The 16,493-nt window shown below is 66.2% G+C and carries 15 protein-coding genes; 2 read left to right on the top strand and 13 right to left on the bottom strand.

The features are described from left to right. The 3 genes from COC42_RS17285 to COC42_RS17275 all read right to left on the bottom strand — a co-directional run. On the bottom strand, positions 1 to 209 hold a 209-nt coding region (locus COC42_RS17285; RefSeq protein ID WP_096344602.1), incomplete at its 3' end, for a hypothetical protein. Then, entirely contained in the window at positions 209 to 433 is a 225-nt protein-coding gene (locus COC42_RS17280) for a conjugal transfer protein TraD (RefSeq protein ID WP_096344601.1), read from the bottom strand. The genes COC42_RS17285 and COC42_RS17280, both read right to left, overlap by 1 nt. A 13-nt stretch (positions 434 to 446) precedes the next feature. Next, complete coding sequence (locus tag COC42_RS17275; protein ID WP_096344600.1) at positions 447 to 776, bottom strand: conjugal transfer protein TraD; 330 nt, start codon at positions 774 to 776, stop codon at positions 447 to 449. A 176-nt stretch (positions 777 to 952) separates the two neighbouring features. On the opposite strand from COC42_RS17275, the gene traA reads away from it, so the two are divergent. Together traA and COC42_RS17265 are read left to right on the top strand one after the other, a co-directional pair. After that, a complete protein-coding gene (gene traA, locus COC42_RS17270; RefSeq protein ID WP_096344599.1) occupies positions 953 to 3,868 on the top strand; it encodes a Ti-type conjugative transfer relaxase TraA in 2,916 nt (971 codons plus the stop codon). Between the two features lie 9 nt (positions 3,869 to 3,877). Further along, positions 3,878 to 4,597: a DUF6118 family protein gene (locus tag COC42_RS17265; RefSeq protein ID WP_029547630.1), complete on the top strand. Its 720-nt coding sequence runs from the start codon at positions 3,878 to 3,880 to the stop codon at positions 4,595 to 4,597. A gap of 235 nt (positions 4,598 to 4,832) precedes the next feature. Here COC42_RS17265 and COC42_RS17260 read toward each other — a convergent pair whose 3' ends face one another. The 10 genes from COC42_RS17260 to COC42_RS17215 are packed head-to-tail and all read right to left on the bottom strand — an operon-like array spanning position 4,833 to position 16,453. Beyond that, a complete protein-coding gene (locus COC42_RS17260; protein WP_004212890.1) occupies positions 4,833 to 5,582 on the bottom strand; it encodes an HAD-IIB family hydrolase in 750 nt (249 codons plus the stop codon). Beyond that, on the bottom strand, positions 5,579 to 8,080 hold the full coding sequence (locus COC42_RS17255; protein ID WP_004212886.1) for a heavy metal translocating P-type ATPase: 2,502 nt from the start codon (positions 8,078 to 8,080) through the stop codon (positions 5,579 to 5,581). Before COC42_RS17255 ends, COC42_RS17260 begins: the two co-directional genes overlap by 4 nt. After that, positions 8,077 to 8,685, bottom strand: coding sequence for a cation efflux transmembrane domain-containing protein (locus COC42_RS17250; protein WP_004212885.1), 609 nt, complete (start codon positions 8,683 to 8,685; stop codon positions 8,077 to 8,079). The genes COC42_RS17255 and COC42_RS17250 overlap by 4 nt, the downstream gene beginning before the upstream one ends. Continuing rightward, the gene (locus COC42_RS17245) at positions 8,682 to 9,368 is read right to left on the bottom strand and encodes a ZIP family metal transporter (protein ID WP_004212882.1); all 687 of its coding nucleotides are present in this window, start codon (positions 9,366 to 9,368) and stop codon (positions 8,682 to 8,684) included. The genes COC42_RS17250 and COC42_RS17245 overlap by 4 nt, the downstream gene beginning before the upstream one ends. A gap of 3 nt (positions 9,369 to 9,371) precedes the next feature. Further along, positions 9,372 to 9,785: a hypothetical protein gene (locus COC42_RS17240; RefSeq protein WP_004212881.1), complete on the bottom strand. Its 414-nt coding sequence runs from the start codon at positions 9,783 to 9,785 to the stop codon at positions 9,372 to 9,374. Between the two features lie 47 nt (positions 9,786 to 9,832). After that, positions 9,833 to 10,210, bottom strand: a complete 378-nt coding sequence (locus COC42_RS17235; RefSeq protein WP_004212880.1) for a hypothetical protein — start codon at positions 10,208 to 10,210, stop codon at positions 9,833 to 9,835. Next, entirely contained in the window at positions 10,207 to 10,695 is a 489-nt protein-coding gene (locus COC42_RS17230) for an SRPBCC domain-containing protein (RefSeq protein WP_004212879.1), read from the bottom strand. The genes COC42_RS17235 and COC42_RS17230 overlap by 4 nt, the downstream gene beginning before the upstream one ends. A 53-nt stretch (positions 10,696 to 10,748) precedes the next feature. Next, positions 10,749 to 13,994 carry an efflux RND transporter permease subunit gene (locus COC42_RS17225; RefSeq protein ID WP_039335367.1) on the bottom strand — a complete coding sequence of 1,082 codons (3,246 nt, stop codon included), beginning with the start codon at positions 13,992 to 13,994 and terminating at the stop codon, positions 10,749 to 10,751. Positions 13,995 to 13,997: 3 nt separating this feature from the next. Next, entirely contained in the window at positions 13,998 to 15,176 is a 1,179-nt protein-coding gene (locus COC42_RS17220; protein ID WP_004212877.1) for an efflux RND transporter periplasmic adaptor subunit, read from the bottom strand. Beyond that, entirely contained in the window at positions 15,176 to 16,453 is a 1,278-nt protein-coding gene (locus COC42_RS17215) for a TolC family protein (protein WP_004212875.1), read from the bottom strand. Before COC42_RS17215 ends, COC42_RS17220 begins: the two co-directional genes overlap by 1 nt. Positions 16,454 to 16,493: the final 40 nt, after the last annotated feature.

The raw sequence follows: 16,493 nt of genomic DNA, 5'->3' as shown, positions 1-16,493 counted from the left end.
TGCGAGACAAGGGGAGGGGGCACGGCCTCGTCCAGCATCATGTCGAAAAACGCATCCTCGTTGGGCGTCGGGATCATGTTCTCGATGACGAGGTTGGCGCGCGAGTCCGCCATGTCCTCGCGCCACATGGCGACTTCGGCGACCGATCCGCGCTTGAAGCGCAGCGCGCGGATTTCCGCCCGGATCGCTTCGATATTGAAATCCGCCATCAGCTCGCCTCCGTTGCTTCCTCTCTCGCATCGAACGCCCGCTTGCCGCGCCGCTTCCACAGCGCCAGCACGTCGCTGGCGTCATCACCGCGCGCGCGTCCAGCAAGATCGAGCAACGCGCCGTAGAGGGTGGCGCGATCGTCGTCCGCCAGCTCGACCAAGCCGGCCTTCTGAACGAGTCCGCCCAGCTCGATCAGGTGGCGTGCTCGTTCACGGCGTTGCACGACCCAGGCCCTGCTATCCGTTCGCCGTTCCGCCGCTTCCGCCCGCAGCGTCGCCGCCCGGTTCAGCCGCAGCGCCCGATCCGTCGATCGCAGCAGCGCCGCCACCTTTGCGCCCGCGCCGTTGAAAGAAGACAGCGCCCTTCGCGCGCCATGCCTCCTTCGCGCTCGCATCCTTTGATCCGATCGCATCGAGCAGCACGCCCGCCAATGTCTCGGCATCGAGCGCATCGGCCCCGGTTGCAGCGACGAGCTGGCCGAGCTGTTCGACCCGCTTCGCCTTGAGGGCGCGGGCCTTGTCGCCGAGCGCCTTCAACTCCGCATCGTAATCGCGCACCTTCCTCATCGCCTCTACCCTTCCGCGATCATCAGTCGAAGCACTCTAGCGCAGCCGGTGTCGGGGTAAAGCGCGAACGGCTGAGAAAGCAGCATCAAGTCAATCACGAGGAGCGCAGCGAGTTGTGAGTGCGCGCTTATACGTCGTTGCCGACGTGCGCTAAGTAAGGCAGTATCGCGAGCGTCATGGCGATCTATCACTTTTCCGCCAAGGTCATCAGCCGCGCGAACGGATCGAGCGCCGTCGCGAGCGCCGCCTATCGTTCCGCATCCGAGCTGCACGATGACCGACTCGGGCGCGATCACGACTTCAGCAACAAGGCGGGCGTGATCTACTCCGAGGTGATGTTGCCAGAGGGTACGCCGGAGCGTTTAAACGATCGCTCGACCTTGTGGAATGAGGTGGAGGCAGGCGAGAAGCGCAAGGACGCGCAGCTTGCTCGCGAGGTCGAGTTCTCGATTCCGCGCGAGATGAACGAGAAGCAGGGCGTCGCGCTCGCGCGCGACTTCGTGAAGAAGCAGTTTGTCGATCGCGGGATGGTCGCGGACCTGAACGTGCATTGGGACAAGGCGAAGGACGGCACGTCGAAGCCGCACGCGCACGTCATGCTGGCGATGCGCGACGTGGGGCCGGAGGGGTTCGGGAAGAAGAACCGGGACTGGAACAACACCGAGCTGTTGAAGGACTGGCGCGAGGCGTGGAGCGCGCATGTCAACGAGCGCATGGCCGAGCTGGGACTTGAGGGCCGTATCGACCATCGCTCCTATGAGGCGCAGGGGATCGAGCTGGAGCCGCAGCACAAGATCGGACCCGCAGCATCGCGCAGGCCGGAGCAGGGGCTTGAGGCGGAACGGATCGAGGATCACACCCGCATCGCCCGCGAGAACGGCGAGAAGATCATCGCCAGCCCCAATGTCGCGTTAGACGCGATCACCCGCCAGCAGGCCACGTTCACCACCCGCGACCTTGCCGTGTTCGCGTTCCGGCACAGCGACGGCAAGGAGCAGTTCGACCAAGTGATGGGGGCCGTGCGCGCCAGCCCCGAGCTGGTCGCATTGGGGAAGGACGGCCGCGACCAGGAGCGGTTCACGTCCCGCGACATGATCGCGGTGGAGAACCGGCTTGAGCATGGCGCGGGCGAGCTGGCGACGCGCGACGGTCACGGCGTCGCCGATCGCCAGCGTGACGCTGCGATCGGCGCAGCCAAGGCGCGCGGCCTTGTCCTGTCGGCCGAGCAGCGTGACGCCTTCGACCATATCACCGGGAGGGAAGGGCTGGCGTCCGTCGTCGGCTACGCCGGTTCGGGCAAATCCGCCATGCTCGGCGTCGCGCGCGAGGCGTGGGAGCGGGAGGGCTACACGGTGCGCGGCGCGGCCTTGTCGGGCATCGCGGCGGAGAACCTTGAGGCCGGGTCCGGCATCAGCTCGCGCACCATCGCGAGCCTTGAACACGCATGGGGGCAGGGGCGCGAGCAGCTTGGCCCCAAGGATGTGCTGGTCGTGGACGAGGCGGGCATGATCGGCTCGCGCCAGATGGAGCGGGTGCTGTCCCAGGCCCGCGACGCCGGAGCCAAGGTGGTGCTGGTCGGCGACCCCGAGCAGTTGCAGGCGATCGAGGCAGGCGCGGCGTTCCGCAGCGTCACCGAGCGCCACGGCGCGGCCGAGATCACCGAGATCAGGCGGCAGCGCGAGGACTGGCAGCAGGGCGCGACGCGCGCGCTGGCGACAGGGCGCACCGGCGAGGCGATCCATGCCTATGACGGCAAGGGCATGGTTCAGGCGGCCGACACCCGCGAGGCTGCACGGGGCGAGCTGGTCGACGGTTGGGATCGTGCGCGGCAGGCCGAGCCGGGCAAATCCCGCGTCATTCTCACCCACACCAACGCCGAGGTCCGCGCGCTGAACGAGGAGGCGCGCGGACGACTTCGCGCGACCGGCGACCTTGGCGACGACGTGGCGTTCAGCGCCGATCGCGGGGCGCGCCAGTTCGCGCGCGGCGACCGCTTGATGTTCCTGCGGAACGAGCGGTCGCTGGGGGTGAAGAACGGCACGCTTGGCACGATCGAGCAGGTATCGGCCGAGGGGATGAAGGTTCGGCTCGACAGTGGCGCGCGCGTCGCGTTCGATGCGAAGGACTATGCCGCGGTCGATCACGGCTACGCCGCTACCTTCCACAAGGCGCAGGGCGTGACGGTCGATCGCGCCCACGTTCTCGCCACCCCCGGCATGGACCGGCACAGCGCCTATGTTGGCATGTCGCGACACCGCGACGGCGCGCAGCTCCATTACGGCCGCGACGACTTCGCCGACCAGCGCCAGCTTGTCCGCGCCCTGTCGCGCGACCGGGGCAAGGACATGGCCGGTGACTACGCCCGGCCCGAGCAGGATCAGGCGCGCGCGTTCGCCGATCGGCGCGAGATCCGGTTCCCGGAACTCGCGCGTCAGGTGGTCGAGAAGGTGCAGGCCAAGGCGCGGGGCATGTTCGCCGGGTTCCGGCCGAAACCAGCGGCGGAAAAAACGACGTCGCCGGAGCGCCTCGCGGCCGATCGGCCGCTGGCGCCCTCGCAGGCCCGCGCGATCGAACGCTATGGGCGCGCCGCAGCGGATATAAGCCGGATGCGGGACAAGGGATTGCCGGTGCTGGCGCACCAGGAACAGGCGCTGGCGAAGGCCGGCGACGCGCTCGACCAGGTGCGGCCGCATGGCGCGCGCGACCTCGCCAGCGCGATCGAGCGCGACCCCCGGCTCGCGCGCGACGCGGCCGAGGGCAACACTGGCGGGGCGGCGAAGGCGATGGAGACGGAGCGCCAGGTCCGCACCGACCCGGAGAAGCGCGCGGGCCGGTTCGTGGAGCAGTGGCAGGGCATGAAGGAAGCGCGGGCCAACATGGAGCGTGCCGGCGACCGCGCGGGCGCGGAGAAACTTGGCAAGCGGATGGAGGGCATCGCGGGCGGGTTGCACCGCGACCCACAGCTCGAATCCGTGTTGCGCCGTCGCGCCCCCGAGCTGGAGTTGAACATGGAGCGGGGCAAGTCGATCGGGCAGGAGCTGGCGCAGTCGGTCGGACAAGGCCGCGACCGTGATCGTGGCATGAGCCGGTAAGGGGGACGGGTGGCGGACGAGGACGACCAGGACGAGGCAGGCGCGGCCGAGGCGTTCGAGGCCATGCGTGGTGAGCTGGCGCTGTTGCGCCGCGCCGTGGAGGGTCTGGCGGCCGAGCGCGGCGCGATCGACGTGCCGGACTATACCGAGACGTTGGGGCGGATGCAGAAGGGCGTGGACGCCACGGCCGACCGTATCGCCGTCATCAATGACGTGATCGCGCGGAGTCCGGCGCTGGCGATGACGCCCGAGCAAATGGCACAGCGTATCGCCGCAGCCGGTAACGCCGCCCGGCGCGAGGACCAGGTGGCGCTCGCTACCGGGCGCAAGGGACTGGAGGACGTGACGCGCCAGCTTCACGGGCTTGTCGCATCGGCGCGGCATGCCGGCGAGCAGAACAGACGGCTAGCATGGTCAGCGATCGGCGGCGTCGCGATCGGCATGGTGTTATGGGCAGCCGGCGCGGGCGTCGTGGCGCGCGCCGTGCCGGAAAGCTGGCTATGGCCAGAGAAGATGGCATCGCGCAGCTTGCGCTTGGACACTTGGACCGCAAGCCGGCGACTGGCGGCTGTCAGCCAGCCCGACACTTGGAACACGATGGTTGCGGGTGCAGTGATCGCCCAAGCAAATCAGGAGACGCTTGAACAATGTCGGCGGGCAGCCAACAAGGCAGGCGAGCCAGTGCGATGCACTGTCAGGATTAAGCCGGAGGGGAGGAGGGGGGAATAATGAACCTGCGGCGTCACTCCGGACCCGAGCTGTTGCGGTTTATCGAGTGGTGGGATCAAGCACCGCGTACGATTGAGAAGCGCGGCGGAATCTCTTAGATTGATCGCTGGAGGCTTTGTTCGCGGAGACGCGCACATTGCCTTCTTTTCGTTTTAGGAAGCGCTGCCCTAAGCGACAGAAGCCAGAGCTTTGACAATGCGGCATTCCGCGATGGAGCCGACCATGTATCTTGATCCTATCGGTGCAGACACGCGATGATGGCGGTCACGACGGCGGTGGTTTCCGCGACGTCGCGCACCCTCACTGTGTCGAGGCCGATTTCAGCAGCGGGATAGTCATTCCCACCGGGGAATATCGCATCCCCAATGAACAGCATCCCGTCGAGCGGGACACCGCTCTCGGCACTCAGGCGCTTCAGGCCATAGCCCTTGTCGATCCCTGCTCTGGTCACGTCGATCGATGTCGTGCCACCGAGATTGATCGAGAGCTCCGGCAGCTTCGCGCGCAACGTGGCCTGCAACGCGGTCCTCTTCTTTCGGTCAGGATCCCACGCTTCCTTTTCCTTCAGCGGCGCTGCCTGCCCCAGGCCCGAAAAGGTGATCTGGCTGCCCCGGTCCTCGATCCGTTCGCCCCAGATACGTTCGTCGGCGAGACCGGCATCGGTCAGCGCCTGATCGAAGGCCGTGCGGATCTTCGCCTTCTCCGCGTCGTCGAACAGTTCGGCATAGACCGCGCGCCAAGCGCCATTGATGAACCGATAGAGTTTCGTGCCTGTGGTCGGCATCAACCAGAGACGGTCGAGCGCGACGCCGGCAGGAAGGCGCGAGGCGATCTGCTTTTCGAACTGCGGCCAGTCCCCGCCCGAGATCACCGCCACATCCGTGATGGCGAGCAATCGGGCGAGGATTGCGGCCATATCCTCCGATAACGGCCGCTTGCTCTCGGCAAGCGTGCCGTCGAGGTCGAAGGCGATCAGCCACTTCATGCCGCCTTCCCTGCCGGATCGCGGTAGGCGAGCAGCCTGAGCGCATTGATGACGACGAGCAGCGTCGATCCCTCATGAACCGCCACCGCTGGCCCAATGCCGAGGCCGAGGATGGTAGCAGGCACCAGGAAGGCGACGACACCCAGGCTGACGAAGACGTTCTGCCGGATGATTCCACGGGTATGGCGGCTAAGACCGACTGCGAATGGCAGGTGCGCCAGATCGTCGGCCATCAGCGCCACGTCGGCTGTCTCCAGCGCAACGTCCGACCCCGCCGCGCCCATCGCGATGCCGACCGTGGCGCTTGCCATCGCCGGCGCATCGTTCACGCCGTCGCCCACCATCGCGACCTTGTCTTCGCCGGCGAGCTTCTTGATCGCGGCAACCTTGTCTTCGGGCATGAGGTCGCCCCACGCTTCGTCGATCCCGACTTCGTCGGCGATCGCTTCGGCGACTTTCTGGTGATCGCCGGAGATCATTATCATCCGCGACACGCCCATCTCGTGCAGCCGACGCAACGCGGTCTTGGCAGCTTCGCGAGGCGTGTCCATCAGGCCGATCGCGCCCAGGTCGCGGTCCCCCTTGCGGACCACCATTGTCGTGCGGCCGTTCTCGCGCAGCTTCGCGATTGCGTCCTGCGCGCCCTGCCCCAGCGCCGGAATGCCCTCACTTCCGAACATCTCGGCCTTGCCGATCCACACCGTCTCGCCATCCACGCTCGCGGTGACGCCCCGACCGGTCAGGCTCTTGAGGTCGCCGGCAGTCGGCACGGCACGATCGTTCAGACGTTCGCGGCCGTCCTTGACGATCGCTTGGGCCAGGGGATGGTCGCTCAACGCTTCGACGGCGACAGCCAGCGCCAGCAACTCGCCTTCATCGGCGCCATCGACGGGCACGACATCAGTGATGCGCGGACGACCTTCGGTCAGCGTGCCCGTCTTGTCGAAAGCGATCGCTTTGAGCGACCCGAGGTTTTCGAGCGGTGCACCGCCCTTCACGAGCACGCCGCCCCGCGCTGCACGGGCAACGCCCGACAGGACCGCGCTCGGCGTTGCGATCGCGAGCGCGCACGGGCTTGCCGCCACCAGCACCGCCATCGCGCGATAGAAGCTGTCGCGGAACGGCTCGTCGACGACCACCCATGCGAACAGCAGGAGCACTGACAGGACCAGGACGGCGGGCACGAAGATCCGTTCGAACCGGTCGGTGAAGCGCTGCGTCGGCGACTTCTGCGTCTCCGCTTCGCTCACCATCTTCACGACCTTGGCAAGCGCGCTTTCATTGGAACGGCGTGTTACCTCGATCTCGATCGCGCCGCCGCCGTTGATCGTACCAGCAAAAACCCGGCTTTCCGCGTCGACTGCATCGGGCTTGGCGCGTGCCGCTGCGGCATCTGCGACCGGCACCTTGTCGACCGGGATGCTTTCACCCGTGACCGGGGCCTGGTTGATCGCGCTGGTGCCCTTGATGACGAAGCCGTCGGCAGGCAGGCGCTCGTTCGGGCGGACGATGGCAATGTCCCCGACGACCATCTGCTCGACCGGGATTTCGCTGGTCTGCCCGCCGCGTCGCACGGTCGCGGTTTCGGGCGCGAGCTTCGCCAGCGCCTCGATCGCCTTCTTGGCGCGGCCCATTGCATAATGCTCAAGCGCATGGCCGAGGCTGAACAGGAACAGCAGCAGCGCACCTTCGGCCCATGCGCCCAGCGCAGCGGCGCCGGCCGCAGCGACCAACATCAGCGTGTCGATCTCGAACTTCTTCATCCGGAGGTTGTCGATCGCCTCGCGCAGCGTGAAGAATCCGCCGAAGAAATAGGCTGCGATATAGCAGGCGGTCGGCAGCCATTCGGGCGCGCCAGCGACCAGCCTCTCGATCGCGTAGCCGATCCCCAGCAGCGCGCCACAGGCGAGCGCGAAGATCAGCTCGGTATTGGGGCCGAGAAATTCGGCGTGGCTATGGTCGTGGCCATCGCCGGGGCCGTGCTTCTCTTCGCCCGCGCCGTGGCCCCCGGGGCCGTGGTCGTGGCCGGCATGTTCATCGGCAGCGACCCGCTTGCCCACCCTCACCTTCAGCTTGCGAAGCGCAGCGCGCACCTCCTCTTCGGTGGTTTCGCGGCGATCATATTCGACCCGGACAGACCCGCTGGTGCTGGCGCTTGCCTGGACCACGCCGGGCAAGGCGCACAGCGCATCGCTGACCGTGCGCGCCCGACGTTCGTGGTTGATCCCCGTCACCTGCCAGATCGCATGGCCGTAGCGCTCGGTGATTTCGGCACCTGCGGCGCGCACCATTTCGCGCAACCGTGGCAGCGGCAGCTTGGCGGCATCGAAATGGATGCACAGCGCCGCTGGCGTGTTGCCGTCGAGACAGATCACATGCGCCCGCTCGACACCTTCGCGCTTTGACAGGGTTGATACGAGACGGTCCAGGCAGGCATCGGCCGCGTCAGGAAGGTCCGGCAACAACACTGGAATGTCGAGTTCGAGCTTGTCGTTCATGACGACCTCCTTTCGCTTTTCTTGGTTTCGGCGCGCGCGTCGCGCAGGATTTCGACACCGCCCTTGATGGCGATGATGGCGGTGGCGAAGCCGACCAGCAGGTCCGGCCAATTGGTACCCAACCACAGCACCAGCACGCCGGCGATCAGGATGCCGCCGTTGGAAATGAAGTCGTTGAAGCTGAAGGTGGTTGCGGCCCGGAGATTGACGTCCGGATCCTTGAGGCGCTGGAGCAGCCGCAGGCAGAGGTAATTCACGACGCCGGCGATCGCGGACATGACCATCATGGTAGGTCCGATGGGCTCGCTGCCCTGCACGTAGCGCCGTCCGACATCGATCAAGATGCCGCCCGCGAAGATCAGCAGCATGACGCCCGAAGCGACCGCGGCGCGTGTCTTCCATGTCTGGCCCCGGGTGAGCGCCACAAGGCTCAGCGCATACACAGCCGTATCGGACAGGTTGTCGACGCCGTTGGCGATCAGCGCGCTCGAGTCCGCGAAGAAGCCGGAAACGAAGAAGCCCGCAGCGATCGCCGCGTTCAGCAGCAGGACGATCCACAGTGTGCGGCGCTCCTGCCCGCCATTGTTGTCGTTGCCCGGGATCATCCCATCATCTCCTCAAGTGTCAGCAGGGCCAGGAAGCCGACGAAAAACATCGAGCTGATGAGCGGGGTGTCGGGTTTCTCGTGCGCCTCGACCAGCAACTCCTCCGTGACGAGGTAGAGCAGCGCCATCAGCCCGAAGCTGAGGAAGCCGGCGATCATCACCGGCGACAGCGCGGCGACCGGCACGGCAGCGAGCGCGCCGATCGGCAGCAGCAGGGCCAATGCCGAGACGATCACGATGATGCGCAAGCGCGAGCGATAGGTTTCCGCCAGCTCGTCGGTCAGCGTCAGTCCCAGAAATAACACTTCCAGAGTGAGCGCGATCGTCAGCAGGAGACCTGCCTTCTCGCCCGCCACGAAAGCGAGGCCGAGCACCAGGCCGTCGACCAGAATGTCGATGCCGATCGCGGCGAGTAGCGCCATCGGCCCCTTGAAGCGGGCCTCAAGAGCCTTGAGCCCCAGCATGGTCGCGACGCCCGCCGCCCCGCCGATCAACGTCGCGCTGGGCGATGCCTCATGCTTGACCTGCGGCAGGATTTCGGTCGCTGCCGCCGCGAACACGACGCCGGCAGCGAGATGCTGTAGGCCCGCCACGAGGCCAGGTTTCAACTTGGTGCGGCTCGCGACAATCGCGCCGAGCACGACCGCCAGCACAGGCGCAAGCGTATAGAGCAGTGCCTGCATTTCCTAGGACTCCTCCGGGGTTCGGTGGCAGACGCGGATCTTCCCGCGTCGCGTGAACGCGATCGATCCGCCCGCCACGACAGCCCGCGAATGGTCGCCGCGAAACTCGTCACCGGTTCGCTGCGCGCGCAGGATCTCGGTCCTGCCCTTCGGCAGCCAGGTGACGGCCATTTTCAAGCCGTCATCGATGAAGTCGACATCGGCGCGTGTGCCGTCGTCGCAGTACATGATGCGCTGCGCGATTAGTTTCGACGTCAGATGCTTTTCATGCGCCGGCTCGGTAGGCTGGGTCGGCGCTGGATTACACGCCCCTATAACCGCCCCGGAGACGAGAACGACGCCGAGGCGCGCGATCGCCAGACCGGCCCGATTCAGGCCGCACAAGGTTGTCACATTTGAAATCGACGTGTCAGACATCGGTCTCTTCCGACGAAGCGCCCTGTGGCGTTCGAAGGCAGGGCAGTTCATCGCGTGCCTTCCCGCTCGCAGATCCGGGTACGGCCATCGCCTTCCACGATGGTGAGCTGCGACCCCTTGAAGGTCGCGGTGGCTGTTTCGCCGACATATTGCAGGCCCTGCGCTGGCGCGGTCAGCATCATCGGCGGTCCCCCGTTGGAGCGCCGCAAATCGATCTGCAGGCCGTTGTCCTTGTAATCGACGAACAGCGGTTCCCCGTCGGAACAGCGATATCTATGCCGCCCCATTTCCCCGGTCGCCACGGCGCTGTCGGACGAATGGATCTGCTGCTCCGTTGGCGGGGCTGGCGGCTTTCTTTCCGAGCACGCCGCGAGCCCGACAACGAGGATGACGGCGGGCAGCACCCGCTTACAGTGCATCATCATCGCGCCTTCCTCCTGTAGCGGAAGGGGACGCGCTGACGATTGATAGCCCGGGCAGGCTGACCTACCCGCCAGCGGAGATAGGTTGCGAGGCGATCGTCAGATTCGACCATCAGGGATCGCAGGCGGCGCAACATCATCGCCGCGAACGGCAGGGAGAGCGCCCCGCGCAGCGTGCAGCTATGCGTTAGCCTGGTGCCGCCATCGTCCCCCGCCAGCTCGTACCGCTCTTCGAGCGTGAACAGATAGGGGATGCCGCAGGACCAAGCGAAGGCGTGCGGTTTATCGAATCGATCAATCCGTGCTGGCGTCCGAATTGGCCGGGTGATGCCCTGGATCGCAAAGGTGCATTCTGTGTCGCCGAGCCGGGACGGATCATCGAGAAATACGAGCGGACTCCACGCCCGGCGATGATCCGGATCGGTGAGTGCCGACCAGATGCGCAGTGGCCCGCCGTGAAGCATCGAGCTGGTTATGGTGCGAGGCATATCCCCATCTCCCAGAGATGGGCGGGGCGATCGCGGATCGCCCCGCCCATCCATCAGGCCAAGTTGTTCACGAAGGTCTGACCGTGGTCGTCCCCTTCATGCTCCTCATTGTAGTGCTCGGGTTTCTCGATCACTTTCTGCCCGAACCGGGCATAGAGTGTCGGCAGCACGAACAGCGTAAGAAGCGTCGCCGAGATCAGACCGCCGATGACGACCGTCGCCAAAGGCTTTTGAACCTCTGCGCCGGCGCCTTCGCCCAGCGCCATCGGCACGAAGCCGAGGCTGGCGACTAGCGCGGTCATGATGACGGGTCGCAGACGCTGCATCGCGCCAACATGCGCGGCTTCCTCGCGGCTCATCCCTGATCGGATCAGATCTTGGATCGAGCTGACCATGACGAGGCCGTTGAGGACCGCGATGCCCGAGAGGGCGATGAAGCCCACTGCCGCCGAGATCGAGAAGTCCATGCCCCGCAGGAACAGCAACAGGACGCCGCCCACCAGCGCGAAAGGCACGCCGGTGAACACGATCGCGGCGTCGCGGACCGATCCCAACGCCCCGTAGAGGAGCAGCAGGATCAAGATGAAGCAAGCCGGAATGACCAGCTTCAGCCGTTCGCTTGCCGATTGGAGGTTCTCGAACTGGCCGCCCCATTCGAGATAGGTGCCGGCAGGCAGCCGGAGTTGGCTGCCGATCGCCGCCTGCGCATCCGCCACGACGGATCCGACGTCGCGGCCACGCACGTTGGCTTGCACCACCACGCGCCGCTTGCCGTTCTCGCGGCTGATCTGGTTCGGACCATCGACCACCTTGATCTCGGCGACGCTGGACAGCGGTACATAGCCGCCGCCTGCCACCGGCACCTGCACCTGTTGGAGCAGGCCGATGTCGGCACGCTGCGCCTCCGACAGGCGGATCACCACGGGGAAGCGACGGTCGCCCTCGAAGATCTGGCCCGATGTTCGCCCGCCGATCGTCGCAGTCACGGTGTCCTGCACATCCTGAGCCGTAACGCCCAACCGCGCCATCGCGTCGCGGTTGACGCGAATGTCGAGCATGGGAAGACCGGTCGTCTGCTCCACCTTCACGTCCGCTGCGCCTTGCGTTCTGCGCAGCACCGCCGCGATTTGCTCGGCCGTCCGGTTCATCTGGTTGAAGTCGTCCCCGAACACCTTCACCGCGATGTCGCCGCGCACGCCGGCGATCAGCTCGTTGAAGCGCATCTGGATGGGCTGGGTGATCTCGTAGGCATTTCCCGGAATCTTCGCGAGATTACCCTCGATCCGGCTGACCAGCTCCTCCTTGGGAAGCTCAGGATCCGGCCAATCCTTGCGCGGCTTCAGGATGACGAACATGTCGGTCGCGTTCGGCGGCATCGGGTCGGCCGCCAGCTCGGCGGTGCCCGTCTTGGAATAGACGAATTGCACCTCCGGCTGCTTCGACATCATCCGCTCGATCGGCACCTGCATCGCCTGGCTCTGCTGGACCGACGTTGCCGGAATGCGGAGCGACTGGATCAGCAAATCGCCTTCGTCGAGCTGCGGCAGGAACACCGAGCCGAGCGTAGTGAAAGCAAGCGCCGCCACCACAAGGCTTCCCACACCCGCACCGATCGTCAGCGTCGGGCGCTTCATGGCCCGGTCGAGACCGGGTTCGTAGCGCTTCTTCAGCCACGTGATGATGCGGCCGTCCTTCTCCTCGACCTTCTTCGACAGCCAGATCGCAATCATCGCCGGCACGAAGGTGAGAGAGAGGATGAAGGCGAAGGCGAGCGCGATGATGACGGTCAGCGCCATCGGTCCGAACGTTTTACCCTCCACGCCGGTCAGCGTGAGCAGCGGTACGTAGACGAGGATGATGATTGCCTGCCCGTAAACCGAGGGGCGGATCATCTCGCGAGCGGCGGCTGCCACGGTCGCAAGCCGTTCCTTGACGGTCAGCAAGCGACCTTCATGATGCTGTTGTTCGGCAAGCCGCCTCAGCGCGTTTTCAACGATGATGACGGCGCCGTCGACGATCAGACCGAAGTCCAAAGCCCCAAGGCTCATCAGATTGGCCGAGACCCCAGCGCGCAGCATACCAAAGCCTGTCAGCATCATGGTGATCGGGATGACCAACGCCGCGATCAGGGCCGCACGGAAGTTGCCGAGCAGCAGGAAGAGCACGACGATGACCAGCACCGCGCCTTCGGACAGGTTTTTCGCGACCGTCTTGATCGTCGAATTGACCAGCTCGGTGCGGTTCAGCACCGGCTGAATTACGACGTCAGGAGGCAGCGAAGCGTTGATCGTCTTCAGTTTCTCAGCGACCGCGGTCGACACGATGCGGCTGTTCTCGCCGATCCGCATGATCGCCGTGCCGACGACGACTTCGGTACCGTTCTCCGATGCCGAACCCATGCGGATCGCCTGACCCGTCTTCACAGTCGCAACTTGTTCGACCGTGATCGGCACGCCGTTACGTGTCGCGATCACGGTCCTGGCCAACTCGCTGGCATTGCGAACGAGCGCATCCGAGCGAACAGCCAGACCTTCGCCATTGCGATTGACGAAGCCACCGCCGACGCTGGTGTTATTGCGCTCCAGCGCATTTCCCAGGTCCGTCAGCGTGATGCCGAGCGAGGCCAGCTTCTGCACGTCGGGCACGACGAGGAACTGCTTGGCGTAACCGCCAATCGAGTCGACACCGGCGAGGCCCGGTGTGGTCTTCAGAAGCGGCGTCACGATCCAGTCCTGCGCGGTGCGCAGGTAGGTCGCCTTGTCCTCTTCGGTCGTCAGTCGCTCGCCCTCTGGCGTGATGTAGCTGCCATCGGGCTGTTGGCCCGGTTCACCGGGCTTGTGCTTGTCGTCCTCGCGATGATCGAGACGAACGGTGTACATGTACACCTCGCCCAGGCCTGTCGCGATCGGACCCATTTCAGGGTTCACGCCGTCGGGCAGATTCTCTTGCACGCCCCGCAGACGCTCGCCCACCTGCTGGCGGGCGAAATAGATGTCCGTCGCGTCCGAAAAGACCGCCGTGATCTGCGCGAAGCCGTTGCGGCTCAACGAGCGCGTATATTCCAGGCCGGGGGTGCCGGCGAGCGCGGTTTCGATTGGAAACGACACCTGCTTCTCGACCAGCTCGGGCGAGAGGGCAGGCGCGCGGACGTTGATCTGGACCTGATTGTTGGTGATGTCCGGCACCGCGTCGATCGGTAGCCGGTAGAGGGAAAAGGCGCCGATGGCGGCGACGATGACGGTGAGGAGCAGGACTAGCCAGCGCTTCTCGACCGCCCAGGTTACGATACGGGCGATCATGGCTTAATCCTCGTGGCTCGCTTCGCCCTTGCCGATCTCGGCCTTGAGCGTGAAACTTCCGGTGGTGGCGATCTGTTCGTTGCCGGTCAGGCCCGACCGGACGATCACCGTGTCGCCCGACGCATCGCCGAGCTGGACCGGGGTCGCCTTGAAGCCGGTGGGCGTGCGCACGAACACGACCGACTTGCCCTCGAAACTCTGGACCGCCGTCGTCGGCACGCGGACCGCCCCGCTCCCGCCGCTGCCCGTGAGCTGCACGGCTGCCGTCACAGGCTCGCCGACCCGCCATTCGCCACCGCGATTGTCGAGGGTGGCGAGCGCAGGCACGAGCCGCGTCTGCGGATCAAGCGCCGGCGACACGAAGGTCACGCGGGCGGTCGCCTGACGGCCTGCCGCCTTCACCAGCACCGTATTGCCGGGACGCACCCGGCCCGCATCCTCGGGCTTGAGATTAAGCGCGATCGACACCTGGCTCAGGTTGGCGATGCGATAGAGTTCGGCATCCGCCGCGACCGTTTGTCCCAGCGTCACGGGGCGCGCAATGATCTGGCCCGAGATCGGCGCGGCAATGCCGAGCCGGTTGAGCCCGCCGCCGCCGACACCCGCCGCCGAAACCATGCTCTGCGCCTGCGTCAGGGCGATCCGCGCCTCCGTCGCCGCTGTGCGGGCGGCGATCAGATCCTGTTCAGGGGAGACTCTCTGCGCGAACAGCCGCTGTTCGCGCGCGAGGTTCGAATTAGCGAGCTGAAGCCGCGCCCGCGCCGCCTCGACCTCGCCCTTGATCTGCGCCGCCTCGCGGCTTTCGATGACCGCAATGGTCTGGCCGCGTCCGACCGATTGGCCGAGGTTACGGGTGAGCGCGACCACGCGTCCCGCAATTGCGGCCGAGACGACCTGCGTTCCCTGTGGGTCGCCCTCGATGATCGCGGGCAGCTCGATCGTCCCGGCCCCGCCGATGATCGGCCGTCCGACCTGGACGCCCGCTGTGGCGATCTGGTCGGCACCCAATGTGACGACGCCTTCACCGGCATGACCGCCTTCAGCACCGCCCTTTTCCGTGCCCGCTGCCGTCTCATTGGCAGCTGCGCCTTCGGCAGTTGCCTCGTTTCCGCCATCCTTGCCGCCGCAGGCAGCCAAGAGCAGGGCGAGCGACGCCGCGCCCGCGAGATAAAAGCTCTTCATCACTGATTCCCCCCATTGGGCGCACGAGCGGTCAGTCGCTCCACTTGCGCGCGGGCATTCTGGTAATTGGCAAGCGCGTCGATCGCGGCGACCCGCGTTTCGGCGAGCGTGCGTTCAGCATCGAGCAATTCGAGCTGGCCGAACTTGCCCTCGCGATAGCCGATCCGCGCGATGCGGGCGGCCTCCTGTGCAGCCGCCAGCGCCGGCCCCGACGCCGCACGAGCCGTCGTTGCGGCATTGGCCGCCTGCGCCTGCGCGTCCGTGATCGCCTGTTCGATGTCGAGCGCGGTCACGCGGCGCTGCGCATCCGCCTGGGTCCGCTGCGCGGTCGCCTGCGCAATCGCGGCGCGACCATTGTTGAACACCGGGATCGGGATCGACACGCTGAACACCGCCGCCATGTCGTTGGTCGCTTCCAGGCGGCGGATCGACGGCCCGACGTTCAGGTCAGGCACGCGATTGGCGCGCGCGAGCCGCACGCCGGCTTCGGCAATGGAGAAATCCGCGTTGGCTGCCGCCAGCGCGAGTGTGCCGGTCGTGTTGACCGGTGCCAACGGCCCATAGACGTTCACACCGGGAAGGCGATCGAGCAGCGTGTCATCGAGCAGGCCGTCGATCGGCCGTCCGATCCGACGCGCCAGATTGGCGCGGGCCGCCTCGGCCAAGCGAAGCTGCCGCTCCACATTGGCGTCGGCATTGATACGCGCGACATCCGCGCGCTGTTGCTCGAGTGGCGATGCCCGCCCTGCCTGCACGCGAACGCTCGCGGCCCGCAGCGCATCGCTGGCGATCCGGGCCTGATCGCGGGCTGTCATTACCCGGCGATCGGCCGCGACCGCTTCGACATAGAGCTGCGTTACCTGAAGCCGGACATCCGCCGCGATGATCGCGGCCTGGATCTCGGCCCGGGACAATTGCGCATTGGCGACCGCGACGCGGGCGCCGCGCTTGCCGCCTAGCTCGATCGGGATCGCAAAGCCGACCGTGGTTTCCGCGCTGCGGACCCCCCGATACGGCCCGGAGCCGATGACATTCTCGACTTGGCCTTGAACCACCGGATTGGGCCGCAAGCCGGCGACTGTGCGACCTGCACGGGCCGCGTCGATTCCAGCTGTCGCCGCTTCCGCAGCAGGGGCCGAACCGCCCGCTGCACTGACCGCTTGGTCAAGCGTGTAGACCGGCGCATCCTGCGCAACAGGCGCGGACGGTCCGACCTGCGCCTGCGCCATCGTGGCGCAAGACGCTGCGGCCAGCATGGCCGCGAGGATACGATTCATGAAAATAGGACTCCTGACGATGATCGACAGGGGCGCGCCA

The organism is Sphingomonas spermidinifaciens, assembly GCF_002351485.1.
Lineage (GTDB): Bacteria > Pseudomonadota > Alphaproteobacteria > Sphingomonadales > Sphingomonadaceae > Sphingomonas > Sphingomonas spermidinifaciens.
This window is presented reverse-complemented; position numbering and strand designations above follow the sequence as displayed.